The organism is Methylobacterium sp. M6A4_1b (genome assembly GCF_053345175.1).
In genome coordinates this window covers 118,786-132,615 of sequence record NZ_JBKEZQ010000007.1, presented here as the reverse complement: position 1 = coordinate 132,615, position 13,830 = coordinate 118,786, and the positions used below count along the sequence as shown (strand labels likewise).

Annotated in this window: 15 protein-coding genes; 6 read left to right on the top strand and 9 right to left on the bottom strand. The window is 72.7% G+C overall.

What is annotated here, in order from left to right; translation table 11 throughout:
• Nucleotides 1–2 precede the first annotated feature (2 nt).
• Nucleotides 3–449 (bottom strand): DMT family transporter, encoded by a 447-nt coding sequence (locus ACLBWX_RS09745; protein WP_447676862.1) that lies wholly within the window; start codon nucleotides 447–449, stop codon nucleotides 3–5.
• A gap of 96 nt (nucleotides 450–545) precedes the next feature.
• Here ACLBWX_RS09745 and ACLBWX_RS09740 point away from each other — a divergent pair, with 96 nt between their 5' ends.
• The 3 genes from ACLBWX_RS09740 (at nucleotide 546) to ACLBWX_RS09730 (ending at nucleotide 3,362) form a co-directional block, all read left to right on the top strand.
• Nucleotides 546–1,457 (top strand): LysR substrate-binding domain-containing protein, encoded by a 912-nt coding sequence (locus tag ACLBWX_RS09740; protein WP_447676861.1) that lies wholly within the window; start codon nucleotides 546–548, stop codon nucleotides 1,455–1,457.
• A gap of 100 nt (nucleotides 1,458–1,557) precedes the next feature.
• The gene (locus ACLBWX_RS09735; protein WP_447676860.1) at nucleotides 1,558–2,730 is read left to right on the top strand and encodes a zinc-dependent alcohol dehydrogenase; all 1,173 of its coding nucleotides are present in this window, start codon (nucleotides 1,558–1,560) and stop codon (nucleotides 2,728–2,730) included.
• A 32-nt stretch (nucleotides 2,731–2,762) separates the two neighbouring features.
• Entirely contained in the window at nucleotides 2,763–3,362 is a 600-nt protein-coding gene (locus ACLBWX_RS09730; protein WP_447676859.1) for a cyclase dehydrase, read from the top strand.
• Nucleotides 3,363–3,444: 82 nt separating this feature from the next.
• Here the strand turns inward: ACLBWX_RS09730 and ACLBWX_RS09725 are convergent, their stop codons facing one another.
• The 4 genes from ACLBWX_RS09725 to queE all read right to left on the bottom strand — a co-directional run bounded on the left by ACLBWX_RS09725 (nucleotide 3,445) and on the right by queE (nucleotide 6,113).
• Nucleotides 3,445–4,215, bottom strand: a complete 771-nt coding sequence (locus tag ACLBWX_RS09725; protein WP_447676858.1) for an SGNH/GDSL hydrolase family protein — start codon at nucleotides 4,213–4,215, stop codon at nucleotides 3,445–3,447.
• 79 nt (nucleotides 4,216–4,294) lie between these two features.
• A complete protein-coding gene (queC, locus tag ACLBWX_RS09720; RefSeq protein ID WP_447676934.1) occupies nucleotides 4,295–5,029 on the bottom strand; it encodes a 7-cyano-7-deazaguanine synthase QueC in 735 nt (244 codons plus the stop codon).
• Between the two features lie 44 nt (nucleotides 5,030–5,073).
• Entirely contained in the window at nucleotides 5,074–5,436 is a 363-nt protein-coding gene (gene queD / locus ACLBWX_RS09715; protein ID WP_447676857.1) for a 6-carboxytetrahydropterin synthase QueD, read from the bottom strand.
• A gap of 44 nt (nucleotides 5,437–5,480) precedes the next feature.
• Nucleotides 5,481–6,113 carry a 7-carboxy-7-deazaguanine synthase gene (gene queE / locus ACLBWX_RS09710; RefSeq protein WP_447676856.1) on the bottom strand — a complete coding sequence of 211 codons (633 nt, stop codon included), beginning with the start codon at nucleotides 6,111–6,113 and terminating at the stop codon, nucleotides 5,481–5,483.
• Nucleotides 6,114–6,480: 367 nt separating this feature from the next.
• Here queE and ACLBWX_RS09705 point away from each other — a divergent pair, with 367 nt between their 5' ends.
• The 3 genes from ACLBWX_RS09705 to ACLBWX_RS09695 all read left to right on the top strand — a co-directional run bounded on the left by ACLBWX_RS09705 (nucleotide 6,481) and on the right by ACLBWX_RS09695 (nucleotide 10,490).
• Nucleotides 6,481–8,019 carry a D-alanyl-D-alanine carboxypeptidase family protein gene (locus ACLBWX_RS09705; RefSeq protein WP_447676855.1) on the top strand — a complete coding sequence of 513 codons (1,539 nt, stop codon included), beginning with the start codon at nucleotides 6,481–6,483 and terminating at the stop codon, nucleotides 8,017–8,019.
• A 331-nt stretch (nucleotides 8,020–8,350) separates the two neighbouring features.
• Entirely contained in the window at nucleotides 8,351–9,469 is a 1,119-nt protein-coding gene (locus ACLBWX_RS09700; protein ID WP_447676854.1) for a CobW family GTP-binding protein, read from the top strand.
• Between the two features lie 112 nt (nucleotides 9,470–9,581).
• Complete coding sequence (locus ACLBWX_RS09695) at nucleotides 9,582–10,490, top strand: hypothetical protein (RefSeq protein WP_447676853.1); 909 nt, start codon at nucleotides 9,582–9,584, stop codon at nucleotides 10,488–10,490.
• A 21-nt stretch (nucleotides 10,491–10,511) separates the two neighbouring features.
• Here the strand turns inward: ACLBWX_RS09695 and ACLBWX_RS09690 are convergent, their stop codons facing one another.
• From ACLBWX_RS09690 to ACLBWX_RS09675, 4 genes are all read right to left on the bottom strand, one after another.
• The gene (locus ACLBWX_RS09690; protein ID WP_447676852.1) at nucleotides 10,512–10,832 is read right to left on the bottom strand and encodes an HPr family phosphocarrier protein; all 321 of its coding nucleotides are present in this window, start codon (nucleotides 10,830–10,832) and stop codon (nucleotides 10,512–10,514) included.
• Between the two features lie 117 nt (nucleotides 10,833–10,949).
• A complete protein-coding gene (locus ACLBWX_RS09685) occupies nucleotides 10,950–11,351 on the bottom strand; it encodes a PTS sugar transporter subunit IIA (RefSeq protein ID WP_447676851.1) in 402 nt (133 codons plus the stop codon).
• Nucleotides 11,352–11,476: 125 nt separating this feature from the next.
• Complete coding sequence (locus ACLBWX_RS09680) at nucleotides 11,477–11,968, bottom strand: HPr kinase/phosphorylase (protein WP_447676850.1); 492 nt, start codon at nucleotides 11,966–11,968, stop codon at nucleotides 11,477–11,479.
• 50 nt (nucleotides 11,969–12,018) lie between these two features.
• Nucleotides 12,019–13,779 (bottom strand): stimulus-sensing domain-containing protein, encoded by a 1,761-nt coding sequence (locus ACLBWX_RS09675; RefSeq protein WP_447676849.1) that lies wholly within the window; start codon nucleotides 13,777–13,779, stop codon nucleotides 12,019–12,021.
• Nucleotides 13,780–13,830: the final 51 nt, after the last annotated feature.

Below are 13,830 nucleotides of genomic sequence, written 5' to 3'. Positions count from 1 at the left end.
CCTCAGCGCCGGATCAGGATCACCCCGCCGATCAGGAGCCCGACGCCGAGGAGGCGCGGCCCGTCCAGGGCGCGCTGGGCGAGGCCGAGCCAGCCGAAATGGTCGAAGGCCACCGAGGCCAGCATCTGGCCCGTGACGAGGAGCGCCAGGAAGGTGGCCGCGCCGAGCTGCGGCACCAGGATCGTGGCCAGCGCGATGAAGACCGCGCCGAAGAACCCGCCACTCCAGGCCCACCAGGGGATGCGCGCGGCGAGATGGGCCGAGGGCAGCGGATCGCGCAGGGCCAGGGCCAGCACCACCATGGACAGGAGGCCGACGAAGTAGCTCGCGAAGCCCGCCCAGGCGGAGGAGTTCAGGGCGATCCGCAGGTTCGCGATCAGCGCCTGCTGCACCACGATGCTGGCGCCCGCCATCACGGAGAGGGCCAGGGGAAGCAGGAGGTTGAGCATGGGCCTCGGAACCGGTTCGGGAGACGGGTTCCTTGACAACCATCCCGCGGCCATGCCGTCAAATGACGGATCGGCGCATTTCCATGCGGACGCGGCATGATCAATCCGGCCCATCTCGATCTCTTCCGCGCCGTGATGCGCCATGGCGGGATGACCCGGGCCGCCGCGGCCCTCGGGGTCGGCCAGCCGCATTTGAGCCGGGCCATGGCGCAGCTCGAGGCCGAGACCGGCCTGTCGCTGTTCGTGCGCGGCCATGGCAGCGCCCGGCCGACCCCGGAGGGCGAGGCCTTCGCCCGGGAGGTCGAGCGCAGCTATGCCGGCCTCGACCATCTGCGCCACGCCGCCCGGCAGATCCGCGAACTCGGCACCGGACCCCTGCGCATCGCCTGCCAGCCCTCTCTCGCGTCGCGCCTGCTGCCGCGCGCCATCCGGCGCCTCGTCGCCGACCATCCCGGCGCCCGCGTCGCCGTCCACGTGCCGAGCCCGGACACGATCTGGGCCTGGGCCGCCTCGGGCCAGTGCGACCTCGGTCTCGCCCGCCCGCGCGCCGGCCATGCGGGGGTGACGGCGGAGCGCTTCCTGACGGTCGATGCGGTCTGCGCCGTGCCGCGCCGGCATCGCCTGGCCCGCCGGCATGCCATCGCGGCGGAAGACCTCGCCGGCGAGACCCTGATCGCCGGTGGCCCGGGCCTGTTCCAGGAGGCGGTCGAGGCGCGGTTCGCGGATGCCGGCTGCGTGCCGCGCTTTCCCCTGATGGCCCAGTACACGGCGGCGCGCTGCGGGCTCGTCGCGGAAGGGCTGGGCCTCGCCATCGTCGACCCGGTCCCGGCCGGCGAACTCACCGGCCTGCCGATCGTGCTGCGCCCGTTCCGGCCGGCCCTGGCCATCGAGACGATGCTGGTCCGTCCGGCGGGCCGTCCGCCGGGGCGCCTCGCGGAGCGCCTGGTCGAACTTCTCCGGATCGAGCGCGACGCGCTGGTCTCGGTGCGGCGCGTCGCGCCCGTGTGAGGCGCGATGCTCGAAACCGCCCCGACCGGGACCGAACCCGTGCCCCGCCGCTCGGTTCTCCGCATATCGACGACACGAAACCGTACGTGGGAGAGATGCGATGAAAGCCCTCGTCTGGCACGGCGCTCAGGACATCCGCTGCGAATCCGTTCCCGATCCCCGCATCGAGGACGACCGGGATGCGATCATCAAGGTCACGGCCTGCGCGATCTGCGGCTCGGACCTCCACCTCTACGACCACTTCATGCCCGGCATGGAGAAGGGCGACGTCATGGGCCACGAGTTCATGGGCGAGGTGGTCGAGACCGGCAGGGGCATCAACGGCACCCTGCGCAAGGGCGAGCGGGTGGTGATCCCGTTCACGATCATCTGCGGCGAATGCGACCAGTGCCGGCGGGGCTTCTTCTCGGTCTGCGAGCGCTCGAACCGCAACAAGCACCTCGCCGCCAAGGCCTTCGGGCACACCACCGCGGGCCTGTTCGGCTACACCCACCTCACCGGCGGCTACCAGGGCGGCCAGGCCGAGTACGTCCGCGTACCCTTCGCCGACAAGACCCACATCAAGGTGCCGGACGAACTCACCGACGAGCAGGTGCTGTTCCTCGGCGACATCTTCCCGACCGGATGGCAGGCGGCGGTGCAGGCCGACATCCAGCCCACCGACACGGTGGCGATCTGGGGCGCCGGCCCGGTCGGCCAGATGGCGATCCGCTCCGCGATCCTGCTGGGCGCCAAGCAGGTGGTGTGCATCGACCGGGTGCCCGAGCGCCTGGAGATGGCCCGCGCCGGCGGCGCCGTGACCATCGACAATGCCAGCGAGAGCACGGTGGAGCGCCTGAACCAGCTCACCGCCGGCAAGGGCCCGGAAAAGTGCATCGATGCCGTCGGCATGGAGGCGCATGCCCCCCGCGCCCTGGAACAGGTCTACGACCGCGTGAAGCAGGCGATGATGCTGGAGAGCGACCGCGCCACGGTGCTGCGCGAGATGATCTACGCCTGCCGCCCGGCCGGCATCCTCTCGGTTCCGGGCGTCTATGGCGGGCTCGTCGACAAGATCCCGATGGGCGCCCTGATGAACAAGGGGCTGACGCTCCGCACCGGGCAGACCCACGTGAACCGCTGGACCGACGACCTCGTGAAGCGGATCGCCGACGGGCAGATCGATCCCTCCTTCGTCATCACCCACCGGGGCAGCCTCGAGGACGGCCCCGAGCTCTACAAGACCTTCCGCGACAAGAAGGACAACTGCATCAAGGTCGTGCTCCGGCCCTGATCGTCCCCCGATCCCGCTTCGAGGAGCTTCGCATGCCCGCATCCGCGTCCCGACAGGATCCGCCAGCCCGCCAGGGGCGCCCGGATTCCGACGCAGCCCCCGCCCGCCTCGCCGCGGACCGGCGGCGCCGGCCCGATCCGGCCACGCGCCAGGTCGCGCAGGGCCTCGGCTGGTTCTCCCTCGTCCTCGGCGTGGCGGAGCTGACCTGCGGCGACGCGATCGCGCGCTGGCTCGGCATGCCGCGCGCTGGTCCGCTGGTGCGGGCCTACGGGGTGCGCGAGCTCGTCCAGGGGGCCGGCATCCTCGGCTCCCGCGATCCGACGCCCTGGATCTGGGCGCGGGTCGCCGGGGACGGCCTCGACGTCGCCACCGTGTTACCCGGGCTCGGCGGCGACCCGCGCCACCGGACCAACACCGTCGTCGCCCTGACGGCCCTCGCGGGGGTCGGCCTGGTCGACATCCTCTGCGCACGGGCCCTCTCGGACGCTCCGCTGGCCCCCTCGAAGCGGGTCCGGGCGGATTACCGGAACCGGAGCGGCTTCCCGCAGGGAATCGAAGCGGTCCGCGGCGCCGCCCGCGACGTCCGGCCCCGGGACTTCACCACGCCGGAAGGGCTTCGCGCCTGGAGCTAGGGCGGGGACCCGCGGCCTCGGGACCAAGCGCCCTGAGCCGTCCTGTGCCGTCCTGGGCCAGCGGGTCCGGTCGCCGGCGGTCTCAGTCCGGGGGTCGGCGAGAGCCGAGGGCGCGCAGGCGCGTCTCCAGGTCGGCGGCCAGCGCCGCGTAGTCGCGCAGGTGCACCCCGTCCGGCGCCGCCGCCTGCCTGGTCAGGCCCGCCTCGCCGTCGCGCAAGGCCGCGAACGGATCGAAGAACCGGCACCCGTGCCGGGCGCACAGGCCGCGCAGGGCCGCCGAGTAGACCGCCACCGCTGCGGGATCGCGGTCCGCCCGCGCCTCCGGGCCGATCGGCGGAACAGCGGCGACCAGCACGAGATCGGCGTTGGCCCGCAGCCGTTCGAGACTGCGCGCAGCGGCCGCCTCGAACCCGCCCAGCGTGCCCGCCGACAGGGGGGCGGCGCGCCGCAGGATGTCGTTCGTGCCGAGGAACAGCACCGCGACGCCGGCCTGGACCGGGAAGGTCAGCCCGTCGAGTTCCGCGGCGTAACGGCGTGCCGAGGTCCCGCCGATCCCGCCATTGACGAGCCCCGGGAGCCGAAGGGCGAGCAGGTCGCCGATGAGTTCCGCGTGGGAATTGCCCGCCAGGAAGACGAAACCCGGCCGTGCCGCCGACAGTGCCGCGCGGATCGCCGGCAGGCGCTGCGTCCGGTGCGCGTCGGCCAGTTGCGTGTTGCGCTGCGCCTCGTCGGTCGAGCCGGCCGGCGCGGCGGCGGCCAGCGTGACACCCGCGGCGACGCCGATCGCCCGCACGGTCCGGCGCATCCCCCGGCCGTCGGGCGATCCGGGGAGGCCGTGGCCGGGATCGTTCATCCGCATCCTCGCAGGGCCGGGTTCCGCCCGGGATCGTGGCTGCACCGGGGTGGGGCGGGCCGCGTTCGGAAGGCCGGGGTCAGGCCCCCGGGGCGGCCACGGCCTCGGCGGTGAAGCGCGCGTAGCCCTTGGCCCGCAGGTCGCAGGCCGGGCAGGCGCCGCAGCCATGGCCCCAGGCATGGCGCTCGCCGCGCGTGCCGAGGTAGCAGGTGTGGCTGTCCTCGACGATGAGGTCGACCAGCGCCGGGCCGCCGAGATCCTGGGCCAGTCGCCAGGTCTCGGCCTTGTCGATCCACATCAGCGGCGTGTGCAGGACGAAGCGGCGGTCCATGCCGAGGTTCAGCACCACCTGCAGCGCCTTGATGGTGTCGTCCCGGCAATCCGGGTAGCCGGAATAGTCCGTCTCGCACATGCCGCCGACGATGTGGGTCAGCGACCGGCGATAGGCGAGGGCGGCCGCGAAGGTGAGGAACAGGAGGTTGCGCCCCGGCACGAAGGTGTTGGGCAGGCCGCCGTCCTCGAAGGCGATGGCGGTGTCGCGGGTGAGCGCCGTCTCGGAGACCTGTCCCAGGGCGTCGAGGGCCAGCGTGTGGTCGTCGGCGAGCCGCGCCGCCCATGCGGGCTTCAGGGCCGCGATGCCCCGGCGCAGGGTGTCCCGGCAGTCGAGCTCGATCCGGTGGCGCTGGCCGTAGTCGAAGCCGAGGGTCTCGACCCGCGCGAACCGCTCCAGCGCCCAGGCGAGGCAGGTGGTCGAATCCTGGCCCCCCGAGAACAGGACCAGGGCGCCGCCGCCGCCGATCGCCGGGTCCCTCATCGCCGGGTCCTTCATCGCCGGGTCCTTCATCGCCGGGTCCTTCATCACAAGGCCTCGCCCTCGTACTCGGCCCAGGACATCGGCGTCTCGTAGACCTTCACGGAGGCGAGGGCCGGCAGCGCCGCCTTGGTGCGCTCCCAGATCCAGGCGGCGATGTGCTCGGCGGTGGGGTTCTCCAGCCCCTCGATCTCGTTGAGGCAGTAATGGTCGAGGCGGGCCAGCACCGGCGCGAAGGCGTGCTCGACGTCGAAGAAGTCCACCACCCAGCCGGTGGCCGGGTCGACGGCGCCCGAGAGGGTGAGCTCGACCCGGTAGGAATGCCCGTGCATGCGGTGGCAGCGATGGGTCTCGGGCACGTTCGGCAGGCGGTGGGCCGCCTCGAAGGTGAAGGCTTGGGTGATCTTCATCGGGCCATCTTCAGGGTGCGAGCGGGCGGGTTCCTCCGGGTTCCTCACGGAATCCCGATGATCTTGTGCGTCTGGAGCGAGAGGCGCCAGCGCGCGTCGCGCCGGCAATAGGCCACCGCCTCGGCCGTATGGGCGAGCCGGTCCGGCCCGTCCATCGGCTGGAGCCAGTGGTGGCGGAACGCGAGCTCCGCGAAGGCCTCCGGCGCCGCCTCGGCCTGCGGGAAGACGAGCTTCAATTCGTGGCCGCTGCGCTGGACCAGGGGATTGCCGGCCTTCGGGCTGACGCAGATCCAGTCGATGCCGGCCGGGGCCGCCAGAGTGCCGTTGGTCTCCACCGCGATCTCGAAGCCCTGCGCATGGACGGCGGCGATCAGGGCCTCGTCGAGCTGGAGGAGCGGCTCGCCGCCGGTGAAGACGACGTAGCGGTGGCGCGGGCCGCCGGCCCAGGTCTCGGCGATGGCGTCGGCCAGGGCCCGCGCCGTGGAGAAGCGCCCGCCGCCCTCGCCATCCATCCCGACGAAGTCGGTGTCGCAGAAGCGGCAGGCGGCGCTGGCGCGGTCCTCCTCGCGGCCGGACCAGAGATTGCAGCCGGAAAAGCGGCAGAACACCGCCGCGCGGCCCGCCTGCGCGCCCTCGCCCTGCAGGGTGTGGAACAGTTCCTTGACTGCGTAAGCCATCACGTCCTCGGCGCCCGCCCCGGCGGACCGTCCGGGCGCGCGCAGCTGATCCTCTGAAATCCTTCGGCCGCCGGAGACGGCTGCCGCGCACATAAGCGGTCCCCGCCACGGGCACCACGGGGCGCGGGCGGCCCCCACCCATGCGGAGACCGCCGGTATACCATGAATCCGCCGGCTTCTCGCATCTGCGAGACCGTCTGCCATGCTCCTGCCACGGAACGCGGCTTTGTGGAGACCGTGTCACGATCCGGCGCGGCGCGCTTGCCCTCGCTCCCGGAGGGGTGCCATGCCAGCTTGGCCGTTGACCGGCTTCCCGCCAGGGCCGATCATCGATCGGGCCGGGGCGTTCCTTGTTGAGACAGGCCTGATGTCGAACGGATTGTTGAGACGCCTCGTCGTCGGTCTCGCGGTGGCGGCAGGCCTGCTCGGCGCAGCGTCGGCGCGCGCGGCCACGGCCCCGATCCTCGTGGTGGACGTCGATTCCGGCAAGGTGATCTACGGGCAGGCGGCCACCGACCCCTGGTTCCCGGCCTCGATCACCAAGCTGATGACGACCTACGTCGCCCTGGACCTGGTGCGGCAGGGCAAGCTCTCCCTCGATTCGCTGATCACCGTCTCGCCGGCCGCCGCCGCCGAGCCGCCCTCGAAGATGGGCTTCCGCCCGGGCACCAAGCTCACCCTCGACAACGCCCTGAAGATCATCATGGTCAAGTCGGCCAACGACGTGGCCTGGGCGATCGGCGAGAACCTCGGCGGCTCCGTCGAGGGCTTCGCCCAGATGATGAACGAGACCGCCCAGCGCATCGGCATGCGCGAGAGCCGTTGGACCAACCCGAACGGCCTGCCCGATGCCCGGCAATGGACCTCGGCCCGCGACATGGCCGTCCTCGGCCGCGCCCTGATCCGCGACTTCCCCGAGAGCCGCGCGCTGTTCTCGATCAGCGCGATCCAGTTCGGCCGCTCGGTGATGGCCAACCACAACGGCCTGCTCGGCCGCTACGCCGGCGCCGACGGCATGAAGACCGGCTTCATCTGCTCGGGCGGCTTCAACGTCGTGGCCACCGCCACCCGCAACGGCCGCCGCATCCTCACCGTGGTGATGGGCCAGCCGAGCGCCCGCGAGCGCGATCTCAAGGCGTCGGACCTGTTCGATTACGGCTTCAGCCAGTCCCCGGGCTGGGGCGCCCAGACCCTCGACGCCCTGCCGGCCTCCGGCATCTCGGAGCCGCCGGACATGCGGCCCTACATCTGCGACCGCAAGAAGCCGATGCCGGTGGACGAGGGCCAGGGCGCCATCACGGCGAGCGCCGGGGCCGCCGGCGCCAGCGCCGACAACGCCAACGCGCAGCTGATGGCCGCCGCCGCCCCGCCTTCCGCGGCGCTCGCCTTCGCCACCATGAACAGCGCCGCCCTGCGCACCCGCGCCCTGCCGCCGCGCGCGCCGCTGCAGCCGGTCCTGGTCTGGATCGGGCGCGATCCGGCCGAGGGCGCCATCGCCCTCAACGAGCAGGAGGAGGCCGAGAAGGCGGAGAAGGCCGCCAAGGTCGCCGAGGCCCGAAAGGCCAAGCTCGAGGCGGTCGCGGCCAGGCGCGAGGCCGCCCGCCAGGCCAGGGTCGCCTCCGGCACCAAGGCCCCCTCCGCCGCCAAGCCCGAGCCGAGGAAGGCGCTCGCCCGCGGCAAGGCCGGCGTTCCGGCCACGGCCAACGCCTATGCCCCCGCCGAGTCGACGCCGGTGATGGAGGGCGCGCCGAAGCTGAAGGTCGGCGCCGTCAAGAAGCCTGCGGCGAAGGCGGCCCCCAAGGCCGCGGTCAAGGCCGACGCGAAGGCCGAGCACAAGCCGGCCAAGCCCACCGCGAAGGCGGCCAGGGGCACCAAGTCCGCCAGCAAGGCGCAGGCGGACGAGTAGGACTTCTTCGACGCGCTCGCCGACAGGCTCGTCGCGCCACCGCGTGATTCCGGGGCGCCACAGGCGAGCCCGGAATCCGGAACCGCCGGCCGCGAAAAGTCCTGCACAGCCTGCAGGTCTGATTCCGGGCTCCGCTACGCGGCCCTGGATTGACGGTGTGCGGTCCACGCGACTCTTCGGGCGGACGGCCACCGGCGGCTTGCGATCTGCGGATGGCCGCCTTCGCGGGCTCCCGGTGGGCTGGCCCGCCGACGCTGCGCTGCGTGCGATCTGTAACAGTGTTACATCGCCGAGGATTGAGCGCCGCCGCCGGGAGGGCTAGGTCAGGGTGATGACCGACCTGTCCAAGCCCGATCCCCGCGCGCCCGAGCCGATCCCGCTCACCGTCCTCACCGGCTTCCTCGGAGCCGGCAAGACGACCCTGCTCAACCGGATGCTGCGCGATCCGGCCCTCGCCGACACCGTGGTCATCGTCAACGAGTTCGGCGAGATCGGCCTCGACCACCTGCTCATCGAGCGGATCGACGAGGACATGGTCCTGCTCGGGGCGGGGTGCCTGTGCTGCACCGTGCGGGGCGACCTGATCGCCACCCTCGAAGACCTGCTGCGCAAGCGCGACAACGGCCGCATCCAGCCCTTCCGCCGGGTGGTGATCGAGACGACGGGCCTCGCCGACCCCGCCCCGATCCTGCACGCCCTGATCTACCATCCCTACCTCGTCATCCGGTATCGCCTCCAGGGCGTCGTCACGGTGGTCGATGCGGTCAACGGCGCCGCGACCCTGGACGCCCATGGCGAGGCGGTGCGGCAGGTGGCGGTCGCGGACCAGATCGTGGTGACGAAGCGGGACCTGGCGGAGGACGACGGCCGCGCCCTCGAGGCCCGCCTGCGGGCGCTGAACCCGGCGGCGCCCCTGCGCGACGCCGCGGTGGCGCCCGCCGATCTCCTCGGCGGCCTGTTCGGCCTCGACGGCAAGAGCGCCGACGTGCGCGCCTGGCTCGGCGCCGAGGCCGAGCGCGAGGCCCGTCACGACCATGGGCACCATCATCACGGCCACCACCATCACGACGTGAACCGGCACGACGCCTCGATCCGGGCCTTCAGCCTGACGAGCGACGCGCCCGTGCCCCGCGCCGCCTTCGAGATGTTCCTCGATCTCCTGCGCTCGGCCCACGGACCGAACCTGCTGCGCCTGAAGGGACTGGTGGCCCTGGCCGACGCCCCCGACCGGCCGCTGGTGGTGCACGGGGTGCAGCACGTCATCCACGCCCCGGTGCATCTCGATGCCTGGCCCGATGCCGACCATCGCTCGCGCCTCGTGCTGATTCTGCGCGACCTCGATCCGGCCTTCGTCGCCCGCCTGTGGGACGCCTTCCTGGGCCGGCCGCGCGTCGACGGCCCCGATGCGGCGGCGCTCACGGACAATCCGCTGGCGATCCCCGGCGGCTGAGCCGCCCACCGTCCGGAAACGGGCGGCACCGATCTTGAAACTTCCAGACCGACCGGCGCCCGCGGGCGCCCCCTTGTCCCAGGATGGGACGTCGGCGGGATCGGATCGAGACATGAGACAGCGCTTCACGGTGATCGAGGGCGGCGCGGCGGCACGGGCTCCGGCGGCCGACGCGGCCCTCACCACGGACGCGCAGGTTTCCACCGACGCCTCTCCGGTCGCCGCGCCGCTCGCCTGGCGGGTCGACCTGCGCCGGGCGGCGGCGGTGAGCGAGGGCGAGATCGCGGCCTGGCGCGCGCTCCTCGTGCGTGCCCGCGTCGCGGATCCGGTGCTGGCCGACCCCGATTACCTGCTCTCGGCGGCCCAGCACCAGTCGGGCGGGCGCGACCTTCTCTTCGCCCTGGCCTGGACGACCGGCAACGGCCCCGACCAGCTCGCCGCCGTGCTGCCGCTGGCGCTGCCGCACACCCTCTGGGGCCAGGAGCGGATCGGGCTGTGGCAGCCGTACGGCATCGCCCTGGCGCCCACGATCGCGCCCGACCGCGCCGCACCCGTGCGCGCGGCCGTGGCCGAGCGCCTGCGTCTCCTTCGCCCCCGCGCCGTCCTGGTGCTCGATGGCGCGGCCCGGCCGGCCGCGCAGGCGCCCGCGGCCCAACTCCAGTCGGTGCCCCGCCGCGCCGGCATTCCCGCCCGGAGCCTCGTCGGCGTGCGTCCCGGCCGGGCGCCGTCGCAGGTGGAGCGGATCGGCGAGCCGGGCCGGGTCCGCGACGCGGTGGAGGAGTTCCTGCTCCTCGACGCCGAGGTCTCGGTCGCCCCGATCATCGGCGATCCGTCGGAGGCCGCGCTCGTGCGGGTGGTGACGCGGCTCTTCGCCCAGCGCCGGCAGGTCACCGTGACGCTGACGCGGCAGGAGGGGGCGATCGTCGCCGCCGCCATCACCCTCGGGCACGGGGCGCAGGCCGTCGCCTGGCGTCAGGTCGCGGGCACGGTCGCGCCGGAGCGGATCGGGCGCTCCGCCTGAGGGGCGGTGCCCGGGTCGCCGCTACTCGTCCTCGCCGAACTTGTTGGCGAGGAGGTCGGTGATCGCCGTCATGCAGGCCTCGGCATCGTCGCCGGAGGCGACCACGGCGATCGAGGTGCCCTGCGCCGCGCCGAGGGTGAGCAGGCCCATGATCGAGCGGCCGCCCACGGTCTCGCCGGAGCGGGTCACGGTGACGGCGGCGTCGTAGCGTTCGACGGTCTGGACGAACTTGGCCGATGCCCGAGCGTGCAGGCCGCGCCGGTTGATGATCGGAAGCACCTGGATCAGTCCGCCCTCGGGCACCGGCGGCAGGGTGTCGTCGGCATCGTCGTCGTAGCTCATGGGCGTCGGCCGTCCCCTCGCTGGCGTCCCGCGCCGCGTTGCGCGGCATCGGCGGGCCCGCCATTCACGCGCAGGGCCCGAGATTGCCTGTAAGCCGTGGATGCAGGGGAAGAAAGCCTATTTGCCGGCCAGCACGCGCGACGCGACATTGATGTACTTCCGGCCGGCTTCCTGGGCGTGCAGGACGGCGTCGCCGAGGGGTTCGGCATCGCGCACGCTGGCCAGCTTGATCAGCATGGGCAGGTTGATGCCGGCGACGACCTCGACCTCGCCGCCGTTCATGCAGGACAGGGCGAGGTTCGAGGGCGTGCCGCCGAACATGTCCGTGAGCACCACGACCCCGTTGCCGGAATTGACGCGGCTGACGGCGTTCATGATGTCGAGCCGGCGCAGCTCCATATCGTCCTCGGGACCGATCGTGATGGTCTCGATCTGTTTCTGGGGCCCGACGACGTGTTCAAGGGCAGCCTTGAACTCGGTCGCCAATAGCCCGTGGGTGACGAGCACCATTCCAATCATCGACGCGGGTTCCAACGCCTTGTGAGCGGAGCCGCCATTTTGTGCAGCGCAAGGTCGAGCGCAAGGTGAATGCGGCATTTTGTGTGCTCGAACGTCATGATCATGCCACGGTGGTGGCCCCGGCGCTACGGTCTCGGGAGCGGCGGCAGGCGCAAGACCGGGCGGTGCGTCCCGGACGCCACGCCGTGGCACTCCGCGAGGGCATCGAGGACGAGGCGCGGCGCGAGGCCCGCGCGCAGCAGGGCCGCGTCGAGGCGCAGGGCCGGCAGGTCGAGCCCGAGCAGGGTCGTGCGGCTCAGGGGATTCTCCGGCAGGCGCGGCGCGTCGGCGACGAGATCGACCACGAGGCGGACCGGCACCGCGGACAGGATCTCGGTCGCCTGGAGCAGGCCGAGGCCCCGCACCTCGATCCGGTCTGCGAGATCCGGATTGGCGTGGGCGACCAGGGTCGCGCCGTCGCGGCCGAGGCGGACCCGGTCGTCCGCGACGAGGCTCGCCGGCCAGTCCATCACCGAGGCCCGGTCGAGGAGGAGGAGCGCCAGGGTCGACTTGCCCGCGCCGGAGGGGCCGCGAATCAGCAGGCCCGCCGCGCCCAGGGCGATGCAGGTGGCGTGCACCGAGTCGCTCCGGCTCGCGGGGTCTGGCATGGCGCGGCCGGGCCTCGGGCTCAGCGGGTGGCCGGCAGGCGCACGATGAAGCGGGCGCCGCGCACCGTCGGCTCGCCGTCCTCGTCCGCCGGGCCGGGGCGGTTCTCGGCCCGGATCGTGCCGCGATGGGCCTGGACGATCTGGCGCGAGATCGAGAGGCCGAGGCCGGAATTCTGGCCGAAGCCCTGCTCCGGGCGGTCGGTGTAGAAGCGCTCGAAGATCCGCTCCAGGGCGTGCTCGGGAATGCCCGGGCCTTCGTCCTCGACGATGAGCTCGACGTCGCTGCGCACGCGGCGCAGGGCCACCCGGACCTTGGCGTCGGGGGGCGAGAACGAGCGCGCGTTGTCGAGGAGGTTGTTGACCACCTGGCCCAGGCGGCTGTCGTGCCCGAAGATCGTGAACGGCGACTCCACCTCGCCGGCGGCCGTGTCGACGTCGAACTGGATCGGGGCGTCCTTCGGGCGCCGGCGCTCGTTGGCCACCGAGACCACGGTGGTCATCAGCTTGCGCATGTCGACCCGGCGGGCCTCGGCGCGGGCGAGTTCGGCATCGAGGCGCGAGGCGTCGGAGATGTCCGAGATCAGCCGGTCGAGGCGCTTCACGTCGTGCTGGATGATGGCGAGGAGGCGCCCGCGCGAATCGTCGGATTTGGCCAGCGGCAGGGTCTCGACGGCGCTGCGGAGCGAGGTCAGCGGGTTCTTCAGCTCGTGGCTGACGTCGGCCGCGAAGCTCTCGATGGCGTCGATCCGGCGGTAGAGCGCCTGGGTCATGTCGCGCAGCGCCCCCGACAGGTGGCCGATCTCGTCGGTGCGCCAGGTGAAGTCGGGGATCTCCTCGCGCGACTTGATGCCCAGCCGCACCTTCTCGGCCGCATCCGCGAGGCGCCGCACCGGCCCCGCGATGGCGCCCGCGAGCAGGATCGACAGCACGAGCATCACCGCCGCGGCGATGAGGAAGACCTGGAGCAGACCGAAGCGCTCCGAGGCGATGACGCGGTCGATGTCGCCCCCTTGGGTCGACAGCATCAGGGCGCCGCGCACGGAGTTCGCCCGCTGGATCGGCACCGCCACGGAGACGATGGTCTCGCCGGCCGGGTTGCGGCGGACGATGGTGCCGCGGGCGCCGCCGAGCGCCACCTGCACCTCCTTCAGGCCGTGGCCGCTGGCCGGGCCGACATCCTCGGTGACCCCGGGCGCGGCGCCGTCGCCGTCGAGCTTCGCCCCGAACTTCGCCTGCACGGTCTCCCAGGCCTTCTCCAGCCAGGTGCGCTTGCGCGGGCGGACGTCCGGGTCGCTGCGGTTCATCTCGCCCCGCGCCGAGAGGGTGCGGGTGTCGAACAGGAGGCCGCCCTCCTGGTCGTAGACCCGGGCGCGGTTGCCCGTGGGCGTGATCAGCCGGCGCAGGAGCGGGGCCACCCGCTCGGGGTTGAGGGAGAAGGTGAGGGGGGAGGAGGGCTCCTCGCCCTCGCCGGCCTGGAGCTGGAGCAGCTTGTCGGGGTCGATCCGGATGGCGTCGGTCTCGACCGAGGCCGAGGAGGCGATGGCGCCGGCGATGATCTCGCCCTGGATCAGCAGGCTCTGCACCCGGGCCTGGATCAGCCCCTGGCGGAACTGGTTCAGGTAGAGGAAGCCGAACAGCAGGGCGATGAGCCCGACGAGGTTGAGCACGACGATGCGTCGCGTCAGGCTCGACGAGGCCCGTTGGCCGATCCCGTTCCAGATCTGGCGCGGCCAGCCCAGCACGCCGCGCGACGGGATTTCGGCTTGGTCTGAGGTGGCCACGAGCGTCCGGTGGTGAGGGATCGGCGGTGCGGGCGGAGGTGCCTGAGGCCC